Genomic DNA, 16806 nt, shown 5'->3' on the forward strand with positions numbered 1-16806 from the left:
GACAAACGTGACGGTCGTCTGTGTAACCATGACCTTGCCGAGTACCACGTACCAGTCAATGCAGATGTACCGCAGTTAGATGTGATATTGGTCGAAGAGGATGATCCTTATACCAACCCAATGCATATCAAAGGTATTGGTGAGACTGCCATCGCTGGTGCAGCTGCTGCGATTGCTAATGCTATATACAATGCCGTTGGCGTACGTGTTTATGATTTTCCGATTACGCTTGATAAGCTGCTTTACGAAATGCCAGAGTAATTTTTTGAGCCATATGTACGACAAGAACCCGCTTAATGAGCGGGTTTTTATAACTTAATCAGAAGTACTGTCATTATCAAGAAAGTAATTACCAAATAAGAGGTGTTATGAATCAGGTCGCTGACATTCTTAGGCTGGCAAGCAAAGCTCAGCAGCAAGGTATTGATGCTGTATTGGCAACGGTCGTACGTACCGAGGGTTCAGCGTATCGCCGTGCTGGTGCGATGATGCTCATCTGTGAGGATGGTCGCTCAGTTGGGATGATTAGTGGTGGTTGCTTGGAGCCGCATATTATCAAACGTGCCTTTTGGCTCACTCGTAATGGTGCCAATGTACAAGTCTATCAAACGGGTGATGACATTGAATATGCTGACGATGGTCAAGCGCAAACAGGCGCTAACGAAACTAAGTCTGATATACGTGATGAGATAGATAGCGATTTAGATGATGGTTTAGGCAATGATTTAGATGACGCAGACTTCGGTGAGCTAAATTTTGGGTTGGGTTGTAATGGACGAGTGCATGTATTATTTGAGCGACTAGCAACGGCTGAGCCATTGTTAGAGTTAATCCAGAACGTTCGACGTACTCAGCAGTCGATCACTGTGGCGACCTTAATTCGTGCTAAAGACTATCTGCATCAAGATGTTGTATCGCGAAGCAGTGATGATGTGCAAATCGGTATGCGGATTAATTTAGATGAATACCGTAGTATAGGAGATATTTCAGAACAAGAGGAAATAAATCCTTCAAGTACACTCTACGATACCGCAGAGGAATTGGCACAATACAATCTATCTGATAAAAATGCCAAATACATAACAGTGGAAAGCGGTGAGTTAATAACAGAGTGGATCGTGCAACGCCTGCAACCACAAGTACGTTTATTAATTTGTGGCGCAGGTAATGATGTAATGCCACTGGTGACCATGGCTAAATTGCAAGATTGGCATGTGACGGTCGTAGACAGTCGCGCGCAATATGCGACGCGTATGCGATTTCCTCAAGCAGATGCTGTGATGTCGCTATCCTTAGAAGACAGTGAGACTTTGCTTAAGCTGAGTAACAACGCAGCAGTTGCGCTGATGTCACACAGCTTGAGTCAAGATCGTGCTCGCCTAGCGATACTGCTCAAGCATCCAGACAATTATAAGTACTTAGGACAGTTAGGGCCACGCTATCGTACCAAACGCTTGATTAATGAAATCAGCATGAACCTTAGCAGTTCTACTATTTTGGATGCTGGCATTCATAAGTTGCATTATCCGATTGGTTATAAGCTGGGTGGAGATGGCCCTGAGGCACTTGCGCTTGGTATCATGGCAGAGATAAATGCAGTCATGCACAATCAAAACGCTCCAGTAAGTGGCTTGCATAACAACTTTCCAAACATTTCAGCGGTGAGTAGCGGTACAGATGCTGATATTGTTCAGAGTGTCGTATGAGCAAGAGTACGTTTACAAAAACTATTGAACATACAGAAAGTGCTGAACAGCAGAGCCAAAATCATGCAGTCATTATCTTAGCAAGTGGCCTTAGTCAGCGTCTCGGTCAAACCAAGCAGCTACTTGTTAAGAGTGGTGAGCCGTTAATCACTTTTATGACTCGACTGGCAATAGCTACCCATCCGAAAGTTATTGTCGTTGTCATTCCCGATAGTTATCGTTTGATTGCTAGTACTATTGCAGGGTTAGCCAGTCAACACCCAACGGTTCAAATAGTGATGAACTCACGAGCTGATACTGGTATGGCGCATAGCTTGAGTTTGGGTATTGAAACAGTTGCTGCTTTTGAGTCGACTTCAATCGATCGAATGCTTATCATGGGAGTCGATCAAGTATTATTAGATAAGCCACATCTAACAGCTTTGCTAGAGGGCAAGCAGACGGTAGTGGCCAGTCGCTATCACAATTGGCAATGCTTAGAAAAACATCAAAGTCGAGATGACACGGTATCTGATATCATAGGTTTACCTTTAGCAATTAACTATAAATTGCTTAAGCAATGGAAGGTAGAACTAACAGGGGATAAAGGGCTTCGTCACCTCATCAGAGAGTTGCCTGTCGAACAAATAGGTAGGGTCGATAATGACCAGCTTAGCTATGATATTGATACGCCTGAGCAGCTAGCATTTGCTAGAAGGCAGGGTTGGCTTGACAGCTAGCCTGATTAGCTTAATTTATTTTGAACAGTATTCATTTTTAATAACGAAATGCGAGAGAATAAAATTATAAATATGATAGAAACCGAACGTCTGTTTCTTAGACAGTGGCAAGCGAGCGACTTTGCGCCATTCGCTGAGATGAATGCTAACCCTGAAGTAATGAAATACTTTCCTAATCTACTGACCCCAAAAGTAAGCGATATAATCGCCAATAAGTGCCAGCAGCTAATTCAAGATAAAGGCTGGGGACTTTGGGCAATTAGCCTAAAAGACCATCCAAAAAATAATGGAAACTTTATCGGATTTGTAGGCTTGAATGAGACACATGCAGAGATGTCGTTTGCCCCTGCAGTTGAAATTGCTTGGCGATTGCACAGTGACTATTGGGGTCAAGGGTATGCTACCGAAGCCGCCCGTGCGTCTTTGGATTTTGCTTTTACTGAGCTAGGGCTTGAAGAAGTGGTTTCATTTACAGCAGTCGTTAATAAGCGCTCGCAACTGATTATGCAGCGTATTGGTATGACTGACACGCAAGATAACTTCTACCATCCTGCGCTCAAACCCACTCATCCGCTTGCTAATCATGTGCTATATAAGATTACTCGGCAGCAATGGCAAGGTATAGTCAAATCCATATAAATCCGCTACATCGTCACCCTCGCTAAGTATACTTATGTATAACTTGCACTCGGTTTTCTTGTATCGAAATTATTTGAATTCAACTATTATTAGTAATAACAAGGTATATAGGGAACCTACGACAAATTGCTCAGAACTTTATTTGTCTTGACCAATATTAAGACGTGAGAACGCCCTTCGTTAATTAAGAAACTTGAGCCCAGACGTTTTGAGTGCCCATACCAGCTCTACAAAGGCGCGACTGTTGGTCAAGGGTTCGCCATCGATGATGAGGACGTAGCCTGCATTATCTATCCATAGAAACACAAAGCTGGTCTCAGGAATGAGTAGGTCAACCTGTTGAAAAAACGAGATTGCTTGGCTTTCTACCGCCCAACCACGTTGTTTTTGGCGAAGCATAAACCCTGAGAAATCAGCAGCGGCGACACTAAGCATGTCGGCTTCTTCTTGGCTATAGCCGACTCGCGCCAAACAAAACCCCTCATCAGAGCCAATCGCGGCTCGACGTTTACCAGACAAGCTTGCCACAACGTAAGGCAAAAATTGGTCTAATGGCAAGTTGGGTGCTGGTAAAAGCAGCGACAGTTTTTCAATCCAGCCTTGTTCTATAAAGCTTTGTAACCATTGTTCAGAATAACGCTGAAGCCAGTCAGCAGCGAGCAGTGTCTGATCATAAGACAGCAGATCCTGTAATGCCAGCTGCTCATCAGTCGGCTCGTTCTGTGAAAACGCCTCAAAAATACCAGCTGGCGTCAGGGTAAGATAGGTTTTTTCAGCGTTTAAGTAAGAGGACATAGCGGCTACCGTAGTGATCAAAAAGTAATGAAAGTGCGATGAAATTTATAAACAAATGGAAATTTATAGTTCAGCAGAAGGTTTGGTGGTTTGGTCAAGGTGTTGTTGGCAGTCATCCCAACGCGCATCGAACTGCCAATCACTTTTACCCAAGCGGAACCATACCAGCGAAAAGGCGAGACGATCATTACGCGAAGTACAATGGGCAAAAAATTCATTTTCGATTTGTTCAATCGTGCCCCAGTCTTCGTCATCACGCGCTTGCATCAGCTCGGTGGTAATATCTTTAGCAATTTCTCGGGCATCGTCACTACTGATACGTAGCCGTTGTTTTTGCTCATTGAGAGAAGGGGATATCAGCACACTCCAACGAGTGGCCAACATACTATTGCGCTGGATGTATCTTTTTTTATCAATACAATCACGAAAGCCTTGCTGGACATGAGGATACAAACGATCTTTGATACGAGTAAATAAGTTGTTTACATCATATGGAATATCAAACCAGCAACCATAAAAAAAGTCTGCCACCGCACCTTGTAGAGGTTCTTTTTCCGTCAATAGCAACGCGGCGTTAATGCGCTGCTCATGAAAATGACGGTTATTGGGAGCCAAAAACACTTTACGTGAGTAAAACCGAAATACTCGGTGCGCGACTCTTTCATTTTCTTTGATCAGGTCTGAATCAGACATAATAATACCCTCCTGTCATCGTTACTATTACGACGGTGCTTGCTGTAGTGATAATGACGTCGTATAACAAACGATAATTTAGTCCAGAGAAATAGCGCTTGATATCAATATAAGCGTGAAGCGACTAGTCCAATAACGTCTGCATCAGATCAATCATAAATTCGGCATCTTCTTCGCTCATCGGCTCAAACCCCTGAGGCATACCAAGCTCAGCCAATGCTTCTTTACCATCATCATCGTTATGCAAATTGAGGATGGCCTCTGAGAATATTTTTGCATCAGGAAAATCTTCTTTGATAAGGAGCACGTGACTGATATCAGCCAAGTCACTTTCGATCAGTACTGATAGCTGAGTTTTGGTCAGGCGTGAAAAGCTATGAAAAATCTCTGCTAAGAAAAACGCAACTTGAGCCTCACCTTTGATGACTTTGCGAGCAGCTGCTTGATAGGTCTCGGTCACATCCCAGCTAAGATCAGACGCTTCTATATCGACGGCCTCTAGCAAACGCAGACCAATCAGTTTGACATCTCGGTTGTCAGCCATCACGACAGTAGCCCCTGTTTGAACGTTTTCTAGACGGTCAATAGCACTGTTGGCCGCTGCTGCAATGACCATCTCATCAGATTTGCCGATAGGACGGGCAATGGCTCGATAGCCTTGCTCTCGGATGAGAGTGGCTGCATCAAAAGGGTTGGCGTAAATGATTTGAATGTCACCGGCACCAATGACCTGCTCTTGCTCAGCATGAGAGGCAGGAATATTGAGATGCATGTTCAGATTGGCACGTTTTTGGATCAAGGTATTGAACATATGCCAGCCTGCAAAGCGGTCAGGCGAAAAATCAGGGGCGATTAACATATTGTGTGTCGTCATGACTTAGCCTTCCTCATCTTGTTTCATTTGAGCATATTGAGTCATCGCTGCTTCAATCTTACTGCGTGATGGTTTGCGGCGTACTGATGTGTAGCCAACGGTTTTGCCGTGACGCACGTTAGGTACTACAGTGGCATAGACCCAATAATGACTGCCGTCCTTGCATAAGTTCTTGACATAGCCATGCCATTTTTGTCCAGATTCGGCAGTACTCCATAAGTCTTTATAGGCGGCCTTTGGCATATCAGGATGACGCAAAATATAATGCTGTTGACCAATTAACTCATCAATCGTGTAGCCACTAATTTCGACAAAAGCATCATTGGCATGTGTCAGTATGCCGTCTAAATCAGTGCGCGAGACAATCAGTTTACCATCTGGGTAGGGACGTTCTATACCAGTATCATAGACAGTTCGTGAGGTGCCATCATGATAGGTCATCGTGATTTGCTCAGCAGGCATATCGGGCTTGTGTGCATCAGGGATTGGAGAACCCATGGTCATCTCCTTCGTTGGTCGTTATATTTATAATGATTAATATTCATAAGGATTAACAAGCAAATAGATATAGTACTTATCAAAAAGCCTAAATTCACTCGTTAACCGCTAATCAAATGAGCTTTGCCAACGCTTCTGAGGCGCGCTTAATATCTAGAAATATCAAGCCAAGTTTGGCATTGGGTTTTGCCATGATGGTAAGTACGGCTTCATCGCCTGATGAGGTCATAATGACATAGCCTTTTTCGCCTTGAATCATAATGCGATCGATACTACCGCGTGCCAACTCGCGGCCTGCACGGTCGCCCAATGACAGTAATGCGGCTGACATAGCACCCACGCGATCTTCATCCACGCCGGTTGGTAGAGCTGAAGCAATCATAAGACCATCGTTAGAGATTAGGGCAGATGCTTCTACATCTGCTGATGAACTGTTTAAGTCTTCCAATATCTGCTGAAATGAATCTGTACGCATATCGCTTTCTCTGTACTGGTGTGTGGTTTTTTATTGATGAGCTAACAAAGTTAGTCAAAAATACCCTTGTTTTAAGAAAGGTATTATAATTCCTTACCAATAATATTGATATATACTTACTCAATTAAAAGTGAATTTTTCGGACTTTTTTGCCTTTTATCATCAAATAACCACCTCTTAACCGTATTTTTTAAGGCAGGTAACCGTTTTTTTATAATGTTTGGTTGATGAACGGTTAGAAATTTATCAAAGTACTTTGTATTTTCGAATAAAAACTTTTTTGTAACTATCAATTAATGTCCGCCTTTGCTATTAAACGGAACTGCTAAAATTTAGCCAACAAAAATTGCTTATAGATGCTTATGACGAAGATATTTACTAGACTTATAAGCATTAAAGATGATATATATTTATGAGATAAAAAATGTTGTCACCTCTAAATCCGCTATAAAAAGACAAATTTAGTCAGCTACTCTAATCCCATTAGTCTCTATGCATATCTTGTATAGGGGCGTTTTCAGTTTTACATCAACGTTTATAGTCCTCTTATCTACTCGCATACGTTATGGCGTCGATGTAAATAGTTACTATCAATAATTACTACCACCACTTTTATTCTAAGGAAGAGACATATGAGCATCAGTGAAGCCATCCAAAAAGTCGAAGCACGTTACGCCCATCAGCCAGAATTTATTCAAGCAGTAAAAGAGGTGGCGGTTACCATTCAGCCTTTATACGATGCGCATCCTGAGTATAGTACATTAAAGGTGTTTGAGCGTTTGGTAGAGCCCGATCGGGTATTTGGTTTTCGGATTAATTGGGAAGATGATCAGGGCACGGTACAAGTGAATCGTGGCTGGCGTGTGCAGTTCTGCAATGCTTTAGGGCCTTATAAGGGAGGTCTTAGATTTCATCCTACTGTCAATCAGTCTGTATTGAAGTTCTTAGGTTTTGAGCAAATATTTAAAAACGCCCTAACTGGTTTGCCTATTGGTGGCGGCAAAGGTGGGTCAGACTTTGACCCTAAAGGTAAAACAGATAGCGAGATTCGTCGTTTTTGCTACGCTTTCATGCGTGAGCTACATCATTATGTTAGCAAGGATATGGATGTGCCTGCTGGTGACATCGGCGTCGGCGGTCGAGAAGTCAGCTATATGTTTGCGATGTATAAGAACTTAACGCGTGAATCTACAGGTGTTATCACAGGAAAAGGCGTGGGCTTTGGTGGTAGCTTGATGCGTACAGAAGCGACTGGCTACGGTGCGGTCTATTTCTTAGAAAATATGCTCATCGCCCAAAATGACGTTATTAAAGGTAAAAAAGTGCTGATATCAGGAGCAGGTAATGTTTCATTGCATGCCGCCGAAAAGGTAAATGCTCTTGGTGGTATGGCAATAACTGTCTCTGACTCACAAGGGGTCTTGCATGATGAAAAAGGTTTTGATCAAGAAAAAATAACTTGGCTAAAAAAACAAAAACAACAGCATAAACCACTAGCAGAGTATGTCGACATCTACGGTGGTGAGTGGTTTGCCAAACAAAAACCTTGGCAGTTTGAGGCAGATATTGCGATTCCATGTGCTACTCAAAACGAAGTTGATGAAGCAGACGCTAAGCTATTAGTTGAAAATGGTATCAAATATGTGGTCGAAGGCGCTAATATGCCGCTTACTGCAGAAGCGATTGACTATATTCGTCTGAACCGCGTTCATTATGCACCTGGTAAAGCGGCCAATGCTGGCGGGGTATCGGTATCGGCGCTTGAAATGTCTCAAAATTCTGTCCGTCAATATCAAACCTTTGAGCAAGTTGATGAGCGCTTAAAAGGTATCATGAAAGATATCCATGATAGTGCTGCAAACGCTTCAGCAGAGTATGGTCAAACTGACAACGGTTATGTTGATTATATGGCTGGTGCCAATATGGTTGGTTTTAAACGTGTGGCTGACGCGTTGGTCGCATTTGGTATTTTAAACTAGCATTCCTTACAACCATCTAGTTATTGAAATAGTCGATACTGCGTTTGCTTTCTTTAGGCACACGCAGCATTTTTTTGTCGAAACATTTGTCGAAACAATAGCCATTGCTAATCGGAAATAAATATTTTTATCGGCAATGCACCTAGATTGGGTACTCAAACAAAGTAACTACACTTTGATACTTTTTCATTCTACAGTGAGTAGAAAACCTAGCTAACATATATCTGCGAATAACGAAGCCAAAGTCTACTAATGGATTAAACGTAACAACTTGGTGAATAAAGTAAGTCACAAATGCAGGAGATAAGACAATGGAAAAACTGTCTAAAAATATGAAGTTGAACACTTTAGGTGCGAGTTTGATCGTTGCGCTGACAGTGGGTACTATGAGCACGACTGTGATAGCCGCTCAAACAAACCTATCTACCGAAGTCACATCAGCAAAAGATAACAAGGTTGGTCTAAAGCAAGCGATTACGATTGCAACCGAAAATGCATCAGGTATGCTCATCGGTGTCGATTATGATGAGGACGACGATGACACAGAAAACGGCGTATATGAAATAGAGTTTAGTACGGCTAGCGATAGCTACGAAGTAATCGTTGATGCTATTACGGGAGCAGTTGTTAGTACGGATACTGAGCAATTAGATCGTGGTGATATTAGCGACTATAACGTACAGAGCCGTGCAAAAGTAAATGTGATGAGCGCGATAGGTATCGCTGAAAAAGACGTAGGCGGTATGATATTAGATGTCGAATTTGAAGCAGATCGCGACTATGATGGTCATCCTCTGTATTATAAAGTTGACTTATTAAAAGGCAATGAGATCGTCGGTATTAATGTGGATGCCAATACAGGCGAGACGTTTGCCAACAAGTATAAGAGCTAGTAAAGATCTCTAGATAAACCAAACGAAAAGCCACCAGCTGAACATGTCAGCTAGTGGCTTTTTTAGTAATAAGTCAAGGTGGGAAGATTACACTGTCTTGCGCCATGTGCCTTGTACCATAACGCCTTGGATAGGGTTTAGCCCCATCTGATAAGCCAAGTCGGCAGGACGAGCGATATCCCATAGTACTAAATCAGCATCACAGCCGACTTCTATTTTACCTTTATTAAGTAGTCCCAGTGCTTGGGCTGCATGAACCGTAACCCCAGCTAAAACCTCTTCAGTGGTCAAATAAAATAGTGTGCAGCCCATGTTCATCGTTAATAAAAGCGAGGTGAGGGGTGAAGTGCCAGGATTACAATCGGTAGAAAGCGCCATGGGTACTTGGTGTTTACGTAGCGCCTCAATGGGAGGCAGTTTAGTATCACGTAGCGTATAAAACGCCCCTGGCAGTATGACGGCAACGGTATTACTAGTGGCCATTTTTTTGATATCTTCTTCTGATAAATGCTCCAGATGGTCGCTTGATAGTCCGTTATATTCAGCAACTAAAGCACTACCACCTATATCGGATAATTGCTCAGAGTGTAGTTTGACTGGTAGATCTAATGAGCGAGCCACTTCAAAAACTCGTCTGATTTGCTCGCTACTAAAGGCAATATTTTCACAAAAACCATCGACCGCATCGACCAAACCTTCTGAATGCAAAATAGGCAGCCACTCGCAGACTTGCTCGATATAGTCGTCCGAGCGATCCTGCTCGTGAGACTTGTACTCGGGAGGTAGTGCATGTGCAGCCAGATAAGTGGTGTTCACATGAATGTCGTATTTTTCTCCCAGCTGGCGGGCAACTGTGAGCATTTTGCGTTCAGTGTCTAAGTCCAAACCATAACCAGACTTGATTTCGATACTGGTGACACCTTCTTTTATGAGCGCGACTAAGCGTTTCTCACTCTGTGCAAATAGCGATTCAATACTAGCGGAGCGTGTAGCATCGACTGTCGCAACAATACCGCCACCTTGTGCTGCAATATCCTGATAGCTAGCGCCTTGCAGACGCGCTTCAAATTCATTGCTACGGTTACCACCGTAGACAATATGCGTATGGCAGTCGATCAGTCCTGGGGTTATCCATTTACCATCTACATCTGTGATTTGGCTATCTTGATATTTAGGCAAATGAGCAGTGACCTGATCCTGTGTACCGATCCAAGCAATCTTACTGTTTCTGATACCGACAGCCGCGTTAAGTAGCTGACCGTATGGAATGCTATTAGCGTGATTATTGGCATAAATATCGAAACCATATTGCTCTGAAAAAGTCGCGATATTGGCATTAATAATAATGTGATCAAAAGACGTTATAGTAGACTCATCTAGTGTCTGTTCTGTAGTATTTTTCAATGCAGAGTTTTTTGATGGATGCATAATATGCTCCTGATTATTGTAAAGTCAGTGATCGTTGTGGGTAAAATCTAAGCGACAAGCAAGTGCTGCTCCACAATAGTGGCTAGCAGTCGAGCAGCAACCTTGCAGCTACGACCATCAACGTCAAAAGTAGGATTAATCTCGGCAATGTCAGACATTTTTACTTTACCTGTGGCCATGATAGTTTTTACCATGCGCTCAACGAACCCAATCTCAATGCCGTAAGCGGCAGGTGCGCTGACCCCCGGAACGACACTAGATGGCAAGCAATCCATATCAATGGTCAGATAAACCACATCAACCTGATCGATAAATCTTTTTACCTGTTCAGCAAGTTCGTCCCAAGGCTTATAATAACAGTCCTCATCGCTAATGACTTGTACGCCCAATTGCTCAGCGCGATCAAACAGCGCCGCTGTGTTGGAAAACCGACTCACGCCTATGCAGCAGTAATGAAAAGGCTGTTCATACGTATCAAGATGTTCGGCAATTTGGCGAAACGGTGTCCCAGAAGTGGCAACATCCGACTGACGAATATCAAGATGAGCATCAAAATTAATAATTCCGATAGTAGGCACTGTGTTTGTGCTGATATTCGCTTTGCTTGTATGTTCTAGGGCTTGCCATAACCCCAAAAAGCTACCATAAGCAATGGCATGTCCACCACCAATGCCGATGGGTAAGCCGCCTTGCTTAATGATAGTGCTGACTTCATCAGCATATTTAACCTGTGCCTGCTCAAGAGTGCTGTTGGCAAAATCATCATCGTCGTGACAATGAATGTCACCAGCGTCACCCAATAAGGTTAATACTTGACCATCAAAACGTTGTTGCAAGTCAGCGATGACTGGCAGCGTGGCAAACGCTCGACGAATTAATGGCGGGGCGTGTCTAGCACCCACGCGGCCTTGATTGCGTCTGACGCCTTGATCGCAAGCAAAGCCGATTAGCCCAATATGTTGTTTCTCATAGGGCTGAGCAAGCTGATACCAATAGCGGGCGCGCACAGTCTCAAATGGCTCTGCACGACCTGTCCACTGAGTCATATCAGCAGCTGTGTGGCTAATGCGTGTGGTAGTCGTTGCTGTGGTTATCGCTGTCGTCATCGCTGCTCTCCGTCAATCAATCTTTATTTAGACTCATACCAGTCACTGCGTAGTGACTGCCAATGTTCTGCAAGCGTACCGTCTAATACCAACTGCTTGGCTGCTTCAATATCAGGTGCTAGATAGCGATCTTTATCATAAAAAGTCACTTGCTCACGTAGTTTTTGGTGGGCGATAGTCAACGGCTCTGAGGTATCTAATCCGCGATGGAAGTCGATGCCTTGGCTAGCAGCCAATAGCTCAATACCAACGATGGTCGCGGTATTTTGTGCCATCTCATGTAGACGACGGGCGCTATAGGTTGCCATAGACACGTGGTCTTCTTGGTTAGCGGAAGTTGGGATACTATCGACACTACCTGGATGGGCGATAGATTTGTTTTCTGAGGCCAGTGCGGCGGCGGTCACATGGGCAATCATAAAGCCTGAGTTTACCCCAGCGTTATCCACTAGGAACGGCGGTAATCCACCCGATAGCGTCGCATCGATAAGCAAGGCCACACGGCGTTCAGACATAGAACCAATCTCGGCGATTGCCAGAGCCAAGATATCAGCAGCAAAGGCAACTGGCTCAGCATGGAAGTTACCACCTGATATGGCAACTGGGCCGTCTTCGTTATTGAAGATAAGCGGGTTGTCAGTCACTGCGTTGGATTCGATGAGTAAAGTTTTTCCTGCTTGGTTGATGATATCAAGACAGGCACCCATGACCTGCGGCTGACAGCGTAAGCAGTAAGGATCTTGAACCCTGTCGTCTTGCTCGCCGTCGTGTGAGGCACGAATGGCACTGCCTTTGATTAGCTGACGGTGTGCTTTGGCGATTTCGATTTGACCATGATGGCCACGCACTTCATGAATACGCGCATCAAATGGGGAGTCTGATCCTTTTGCCGCATCAATTGATAATGAACCAACGATGGTCGCGGTTTCGAGTAAATCACGCGCTAAGAAATAACCACGTAATGCGAGCGCGGTTGAGACTTGCGTACCATTAATAAGTGCAAGGCCTTCTTTAGCTGCCAATGTGATTGGCTCAAGTCCATGCTGCGCTAGGGCGTCAGCAGCAGGTATTTTTTTACCGTCGACATAGACATGGCCTTCGCCCATCATCGCTAGCGTCATGTGCGACAATGGCGCTAAGTCACCAGATGCGCCAACAGATCCTTTGGCTGGGATATGTGGGGTGATTTGATTATTGATTAGCCCAAGTAAGCCGTCTACCACTTCGCGACGTACGCCAGAGACACCTTGAGCCAAGCTAGCAACTTTCATGACCATAATCAATCGAACCACGCCGTCTGGTAGTGCTTCACCAGTGCCTACTGAGTGAGAAATGATCAGATTGCGCTGAAGTAGCTCAAGTTGGTCATCACTGATACGCGTTTTTGCCAATAGGCCAAAACCAGTATTGATACCATAAGCGCTTTTGTCTCGTGCAATGATGGTTCGTACATCTTCGTGCGAGGCATCTATCGCTTCATAAGCGCTCTCAGGCAGTGTCAATATGACAGGCTGATTATAAATATCACGCAGCATCGCAAAGCTGAGCTGGCGAGGGTGTAGGGTTAACGGTTTGATGTTGTTCATAGGGGTAATCCTAATGTTATAAGTTATATTATTTTTAATTCATATCTTTACTAAAATGGCGTTTTTTAAGTGTTTTTAGCGATCGTGATAGGATTGTCAGGTTCGAATTTTTTAGCCAATCCAATTGAAATATATCGCTAAATGACCAAAAGCCGCAGCCAACAAAATACTGAGTACCACGCGCTCAAACCAAATGATGACCATTTTGCCAACAGAGATAGGGATTTCGGTAGCAAGCACGCATGGAATCATGGCAGAAAAAAACAGGACACTGCTGATGGAGATTACCCCTGCCACATAGCGCGTTAATATGTCAGCATTGCTCAGTAATAATGCTGGCAGGAACATTTCAGCCAATCCTGCTGACATCCCTTTAGCTGCAACTAGCGGTTCTGGTAAGCCGCCGAGCGATGTGAATGGATAAAGAAGCAAGCCTAATGCGTCAAAGACAGGCGTATATTTTGCTAATAGCAAGCCTGTCAAGCCAACAGCAATGATGGAGGGCACGATAGCGGCTGCCATCGTTAGACCGTCGCGAAAGTTAGACCACAATATTTGTTTGAGGTCGGTTGCATGGCGGGAAGTGGATAAACCCAAATCAAACGCTGCAGCCAATCGTGTGCCACGTTTATGGTCTAAAGCGGGGCGTTCGACATGATCATCAAAGAGGCTAATAGGCGGAATACGAGCAGTAATTGCAGTAACAATAAAAGTAATCACTAGCGTAGACCAAAAGAACACATTCCAGAAATCCATCAGGCCAAGCGTTTTGGCAACAATCACCATAAACGCCGCTGATACAGTCGAAAACCCAGTCGCAATGATAATGGCTTCACGCGCTGAATATTGCTTTTGCAAATACACACGATTGGTAATGAGCAAACCAATAGAGTAGCTACCAACAAAGGAGGCCACGGCATCAATCGCTGATGAACCTGGGGTTTTCCAAATAGGTTTCATGATTGGCTGCATGAGCACACCAACCATTTCTAATAAACCAAAACCAACCAAGAATGCCAATATTAATGCCCCAAGCGGTACAATCATACCGACTGGTAGAGCCAATTTTTCAAATAAAAATGGCAGCATGTCCTTTTCCATCATAAAGGCAGGTGCCATGTCAGCCACATACATTACTGCCAATATCAGACCAATGGCTTTGAAGGCAGTCATAATCATGTGAGTGATGTTTTTACGCCATGAGCCATCGATAAATGGCTTACTCACGCCATAGAGCATGAGTAAAAATAATAATGTCACAGATAGGGTATGCTGCTGCGTAACCAGATAGGTCGCGCCATGATCGAACAAAATCGTGCTTTTCTCACCAATGGTAAATGGCACAAAAAACATTACCAAACCGATGGCACTGAATACGATAAGCCGTACGAGAGCAATAGTAGGTGATAGCAGTTTGTTTGACGATGGCATGGCATTTTCATCGTGTAGATCAGGTGCTGTATTTTGCTCAATCATATTATCCTCCTTGATAAAACGCCGATAATGCCCTTATACCTAGTTACAGCGTATAAGGACAAGAGACAAACTATTTGATCATTGGCAGGTTTAAACCATAGTCTTTCGCTGTTTTAATCGCTAATTCATAACCTGCATCAGCATGGCGCATGACGCCTGAGCCGCAATCATTAACTAATACACGTGACAAGCGTTTGGCTGCAGCGTCCGTACCATCTGCAACAATGACCATACCTGAATGCTGCGAGTAACCCATGCCAACGCCGCCGCCATGATGTAGTGATACCCAAGTTGCGCCGCCTGCCACGTTCAGCATGCCGTTCAATAGTGCCCAATCAGATACCGCATCTGAGCCATCTTTCATGCTCTCTGTCTCGCGGTTTGGGCTGGCAACAGAGCCTGTGTCTAAATGATCACGACCAATGACAATCGGGCCTTTTAACTCACCGTTTTTGACCATTTCATTGAATGCCAAACCTGCTTTATCACGTTCACCAAGTCCTAACCAGCAGATACGAGCAGGCAAGCCTTGGAACTGAATTCGCTCTTTTGCCATATCTAACCAGCGATGGACATGTTTGTTTTCAGGGAATAGCTCTTTGATTTTTTGATCGGTCTTATAGATATCTTCTGGATCGCCTGATAGCGCTACCCAGCGGAATGGACCTTTGCCTTGGCAAAATAGTGGACGAATATAAGCAGGGACAAAGCCTGGGAAGTTAAAGGCATCTTTGACCCCTTCATCGAACGCAACCTGACGGATATTATTACCGTAATCGGTTGCTGGAATATTCATCGCTTGCAAGTCCAAAATTGCTTGTACATGTGCGGCACAGGACTGGGCCGCTGCTTTAGTCAATGTTGCATGCTGCGTTGGATCTTCTTGGGCAGTTTTCCATTCTTCTACTGTCCAGCCAGCTGGCAAGTAACCATTAATTAAGTCATGCGCTGAGGTCTGATCGGTGACCAAGTCAGGCTTCATACCACCAGCATTAGCGCGCTTGACCATTTCGGGCAAGATATCTGCAGCGTTACCAAGTAGGGCGATAGAGACAGCTTCACCCGCATCGGTATGTTGCTTGATTAACTCATAAGCGTGGTCAAGGTCATCGGCTTGCTTGTCGACATAACCAGTACGCAAGCGGAAGTCGATACTAGACTGTTGGCACTCGATATTTAACGAAGTTGCGCCAGCAAAAGTCGCAGCTAGTGGCTGCGCGCCGCCCATGCCACCAAGACCCGCAGTCAAAATCCAACGACCCGCCCAGCTACCGTCATAATGTTGACGACCAGCTTCCACAAATGTCTCATATGTACCTTGGACGATGCCTTGTGTACCGATATAAATCCAACTACCCGCAGTCATCTGACCGTACATAAATAGATCTTTACGATCCAGCTCGTTAAAGTGCTCCCATGTTGCCCAGCGTGGCACAAGGTTTGAGTTGGCAATTAAGACACGCGGTGCATTCTCATGTGTTTGAAATACGCCGACTGGTTTACCAGATTGCACTAGCAGCGTTTCATCATCTTCTAACTTTTTTAGTGATTCTAAGATTTGGTCATAGCTTTCCCAGTTACGGGCTGCGCGTCCGATACCACCGTAGACGACTAGGCTTTTTGGGTTCTCGGCCACATCAGGATGCAAGTTATTTTGTAGCATGCGATACGGCGCTTCTGTCAGCCAGCTTTTGCAATGTAGCGTGCTGCCAGTGGGCGCGGCGATTTCGCGACTCTCATCACGGCGAGTCAGCTTAGTTTCTGTGTTGGTTCCATGTTCAGTAGTCATGATCATATCCTTGTGATAGCGAATAGGGCGATAAAGTAATCAGAGTAAGTGTTTTACAGTCAGGCTAGTTTTCTACGTGAATTCATATAAATATCGAATTAATAGAACAGATTTTCTAGTACTGCCGTAAAGTTGTATATACAAATTATC

Annotated in this window: 15 protein-coding genes and 1 pseudogene; 6 read left to right on the forward strand and 10 right to left on the reverse strand. The window is 44.3% G+C overall.

Annotation, left to right across the window (positions count from 1 at the left end; all coding sequences use genetic code 11):
• The 4 genes and pseudogenes from ACT3QR_RS11380 to ACT3QR_RS11395 form a co-directional block, all read left to right on the forward strand.
• A pseudogene (locus ACT3QR_RS11380) lies at positions 1-261 on the forward strand (xanthine dehydrogenase family protein molybdopterin-binding subunit); the annotation flags it as partial.
• A gap of 107 nt (positions 262-368) precedes the next feature.
• Positions 369-1706, forward strand: coding sequence for an XdhC family protein (locus ACT3QR_RS11385; RefSeq protein WP_444521444.1), 1338 nt, complete (start codon positions 369-371; stop codon positions 1704-1706).
• Positions 1703-2425 (forward strand): nucleotidyltransferase family protein, encoded by a 723-nt coding sequence (locus ACT3QR_RS11390; RefSeq protein ID WP_444521445.1) that lies wholly within the window; start codon positions 1703-1705, stop codon positions 2423-2425. The genes ACT3QR_RS11385 and ACT3QR_RS11390 overlap by 4 nt, the downstream gene beginning before the upstream one ends.
• A 72-nt stretch (positions 2426-2497) precedes the next feature.
• Complete coding sequence (locus ACT3QR_RS11395) at positions 2498-3064, forward strand: GNAT family N-acetyltransferase (RefSeq protein WP_444521446.1); 567 nt, start codon at positions 2498-2500, stop codon at positions 3062-3064.
• 180 nt (positions 3065-3244) lie between these two features.
• Here ACT3QR_RS11395 and ACT3QR_RS11400 read toward each other — a convergent pair whose 3' ends face one another.
• From ACT3QR_RS11400 to ACT3QR_RS11420, 5 genes are all read right to left on the reverse strand, one after another.
• Complete coding sequence (locus ACT3QR_RS11400; protein ID WP_444521447.1) at positions 3245-3859, reverse strand: hypothetical protein; 615 nt, start codon at positions 3857-3859, stop codon at positions 3245-3247.
• Positions 3860-3922: 63 nt separating this feature from the next.
• Positions 3923-4552, reverse strand: coding sequence for a hypothetical protein (locus ACT3QR_RS11405; protein ID WP_444521448.1), 630 nt, complete (start codon positions 4550-4552; stop codon positions 3923-3925).
• Between the two features lie 124 nt (positions 4553-4676).
• On the reverse strand, positions 4677-5426 hold the full coding sequence (locus tag ACT3QR_RS11410; RefSeq protein ID WP_444521449.1) for a PhnD/SsuA/transferrin family substrate-binding protein: 750 nt from the start codon (positions 5424-5426) through the stop codon (positions 4677-4679).
• 3 nt (positions 5427-5429) lie between these two features.
• Complete coding sequence (locus ACT3QR_RS11415; protein ID WP_444521450.1) at positions 5430-5924, reverse strand: PAS domain-containing protein; 495 nt, start codon at positions 5922-5924, stop codon at positions 5430-5432.
• A 112-nt stretch (positions 5925-6036) separates the two neighbouring features.
• The gene (locus ACT3QR_RS11420; protein WP_010201036.1) at positions 6037-6399 is read right to left on the reverse strand and encodes a roadblock/LC7 domain-containing protein; all 363 of its coding nucleotides are present in this window, start codon (positions 6397-6399) and stop codon (positions 6037-6039) included.
• A 632-nt stretch (positions 6400-7031) separates the two neighbouring features.
• Here ACT3QR_RS11420 and gdhA point away from each other — a divergent pair.
• Both gdhA and ACT3QR_RS11430 read left to right on the forward strand, forming a co-directional pair.
• Positions 7032-8378, forward strand: a complete 1347-nt coding sequence (gene gdhA / locus ACT3QR_RS11425) for an NADP-specific glutamate dehydrogenase (protein ID WP_444521451.1) — start codon at positions 7032-7034, stop codon at positions 8376-8378.
• A 311-nt stretch (positions 8379-8689) separates the two neighbouring features.
• The gene (locus tag ACT3QR_RS11430) at positions 8690-9271 is read left to right on the forward strand and encodes a PepSY domain-containing protein (RefSeq protein WP_444521452.1); all 582 of its coding nucleotides are present in this window, start codon (positions 8690-8692) and stop codon (positions 9269-9271) included.
• A gap of 87 nt (positions 9272-9358) precedes the next feature.
• On the opposite strand, the gene hutI is transcribed toward ACT3QR_RS11430, so the two are convergent.
• From hutI to hutU, 5 genes are all read right to left on the reverse strand, one after another.
• Positions 9359-10699, reverse strand: coding sequence for an imidazolonepropionase (gene hutI / locus ACT3QR_RS11435; RefSeq protein ID WP_444521453.1), 1341 nt, complete (start codon positions 10697-10699; stop codon positions 9359-9361).
• A gap of 47 nt (positions 10700-10746) precedes the next feature.
• Positions 10747-11805: a formimidoylglutamase gene (gene hutG, locus ACT3QR_RS11440; protein WP_444521454.1), complete on the reverse strand. Its 1059-nt coding sequence runs from the start codon at positions 11803-11805 to the stop codon at positions 10747-10749.
• Between the two features lie 23 nt (positions 11806-11828).
• Positions 11829-13391 carry a histidine ammonia-lyase gene (hutH, locus tag ACT3QR_RS11445; RefSeq protein WP_444521455.1) on the reverse strand — a complete coding sequence of 521 codons (1563 nt, stop codon included), beginning with the start codon at positions 13389-13391 and terminating at the stop codon, positions 11829-11831.
• 111 nt (positions 13392-13502) lie between these two features.
• Positions 13503-14867 carry a YjiH family protein gene (locus ACT3QR_RS11450; RefSeq protein WP_444521456.1) on the reverse strand — a complete coding sequence of 455 codons (1365 nt, stop codon included), beginning with the start codon at positions 14865-14867 and terminating at the stop codon, positions 13503-13505.
• 70 nt (positions 14868-14937) lie between these two features.
• The gene (gene hutU / locus ACT3QR_RS11455; RefSeq protein ID WP_444521457.1) at positions 14938-16656 is read right to left on the reverse strand and encodes a urocanate hydratase; all 1719 of its coding nucleotides are present in this window, start codon (positions 16654-16656) and stop codon (positions 14938-14940) included.
• Between the last annotated feature and the right edge of the window lie 150 nt (positions 16657-16806).

The sequence above is a fragment of the Psychrobacter sp. AOP7-B1-25 genome, from assembly GCF_052376195.1.
Classification (GTDB): Bacteria; Pseudomonadota; Gammaproteobacteria; order Pseudomonadales; family Moraxellaceae; genus Psychrobacter.

Bases quoted from the DNA above. Each gene is read 5' to 3' on its own strand.
- ACT3QR_RS11385 (WP_444521444.1), top strand. From the start codon at position 369: ATGAATCAGGTCGCTGACATTCTTAGGCTGGCAAGCAAAGCTCAGCAG.
- ACT3QR_RS11390 (WP_444521445.1), top strand. From the start codon at position 1,703: ATGAGCAAGAGTACGTTTACAAAAACTATTGAACATACAGAAAGTGCT.
- ACT3QR_RS11395 (WP_444521446.1), top strand. From the start codon at position 2,498: ATGATAGAAACCGAACGTCTGTTTCTTAGACAGTGGCAAGCGAGCGAC.
- ACT3QR_RS11400 (WP_444521447.1), bottom strand. From the start codon at position 3,859: ATGTCCTCTTACTTAAACGCTGAAAAAACCTATCTTACCCTGACGCCA.
- ACT3QR_RS11405 (WP_444521448.1), bottom strand. From the start codon at position 4,552: ATGTCTGATTCAGACCTGATCAAAGAAAATGAAAGAGTCGCGCACCGA.
- ACT3QR_RS11410 (WP_444521449.1), bottom strand. From the start codon at position 5,426: ATGACGACACACAATATGTTAATCGCCCCTGATTTTTCGCCTGACCGC.
- ACT3QR_RS11415 (WP_444521450.1), bottom strand. From the start codon at position 5,924: ATGGGTTCTCCAATCCCTGATGCACACAAGCCCGATATGCCTGCTGAG.
- ACT3QR_RS11420 (WP_010201036.1), bottom strand. From the start codon at position 6,399: ATGCGTACAGATTCATTTCAGCAGATATTGGAAGACTTAAACAGTTCA.
- gdhA (WP_444521451.1), top strand. From the start codon at position 7,032: ATGAGCATCAGTGAAGCCATCCAAAAAGTCGAAGCACGTTACGCCCAT.
- ACT3QR_RS11430 (WP_444521452.1), top strand. From the start codon at position 8,690: ATGGAAAAACTGTCTAAAAATATGAAGTTGAACACTTTAGGTGCGAGT.
- hutI (WP_444521453.1), bottom strand. From the start codon at position 10,699: ATGCATCCATCAAAAAACTCTGCATTGAAAAATACTACAGAACAGACA.
- hutG (WP_444521454.1), bottom strand. From the start codon at position 11,805: ATGACGACAGCGATAACCACAGCAACGACTACCACACGCATTAGCCAC.
- hutH (WP_444521455.1), bottom strand. From the start codon at position 13,391: ATGAACAACATCAAACCGTTAACCCTACACCCTCGCCAGCTCAGCTTT.
- ACT3QR_RS11450 (WP_444521456.1), bottom strand. From the start codon at position 14,867: ATGATTGAGCAAAATACAGCACCTGATCTACACGATGAAAATGCCATG.
- hutU (WP_444521457.1), bottom strand. From the start codon at position 16,656: ATGACTACTGAACATGGAACCAACACAGAAACTAAGCTGACTCGCCGT.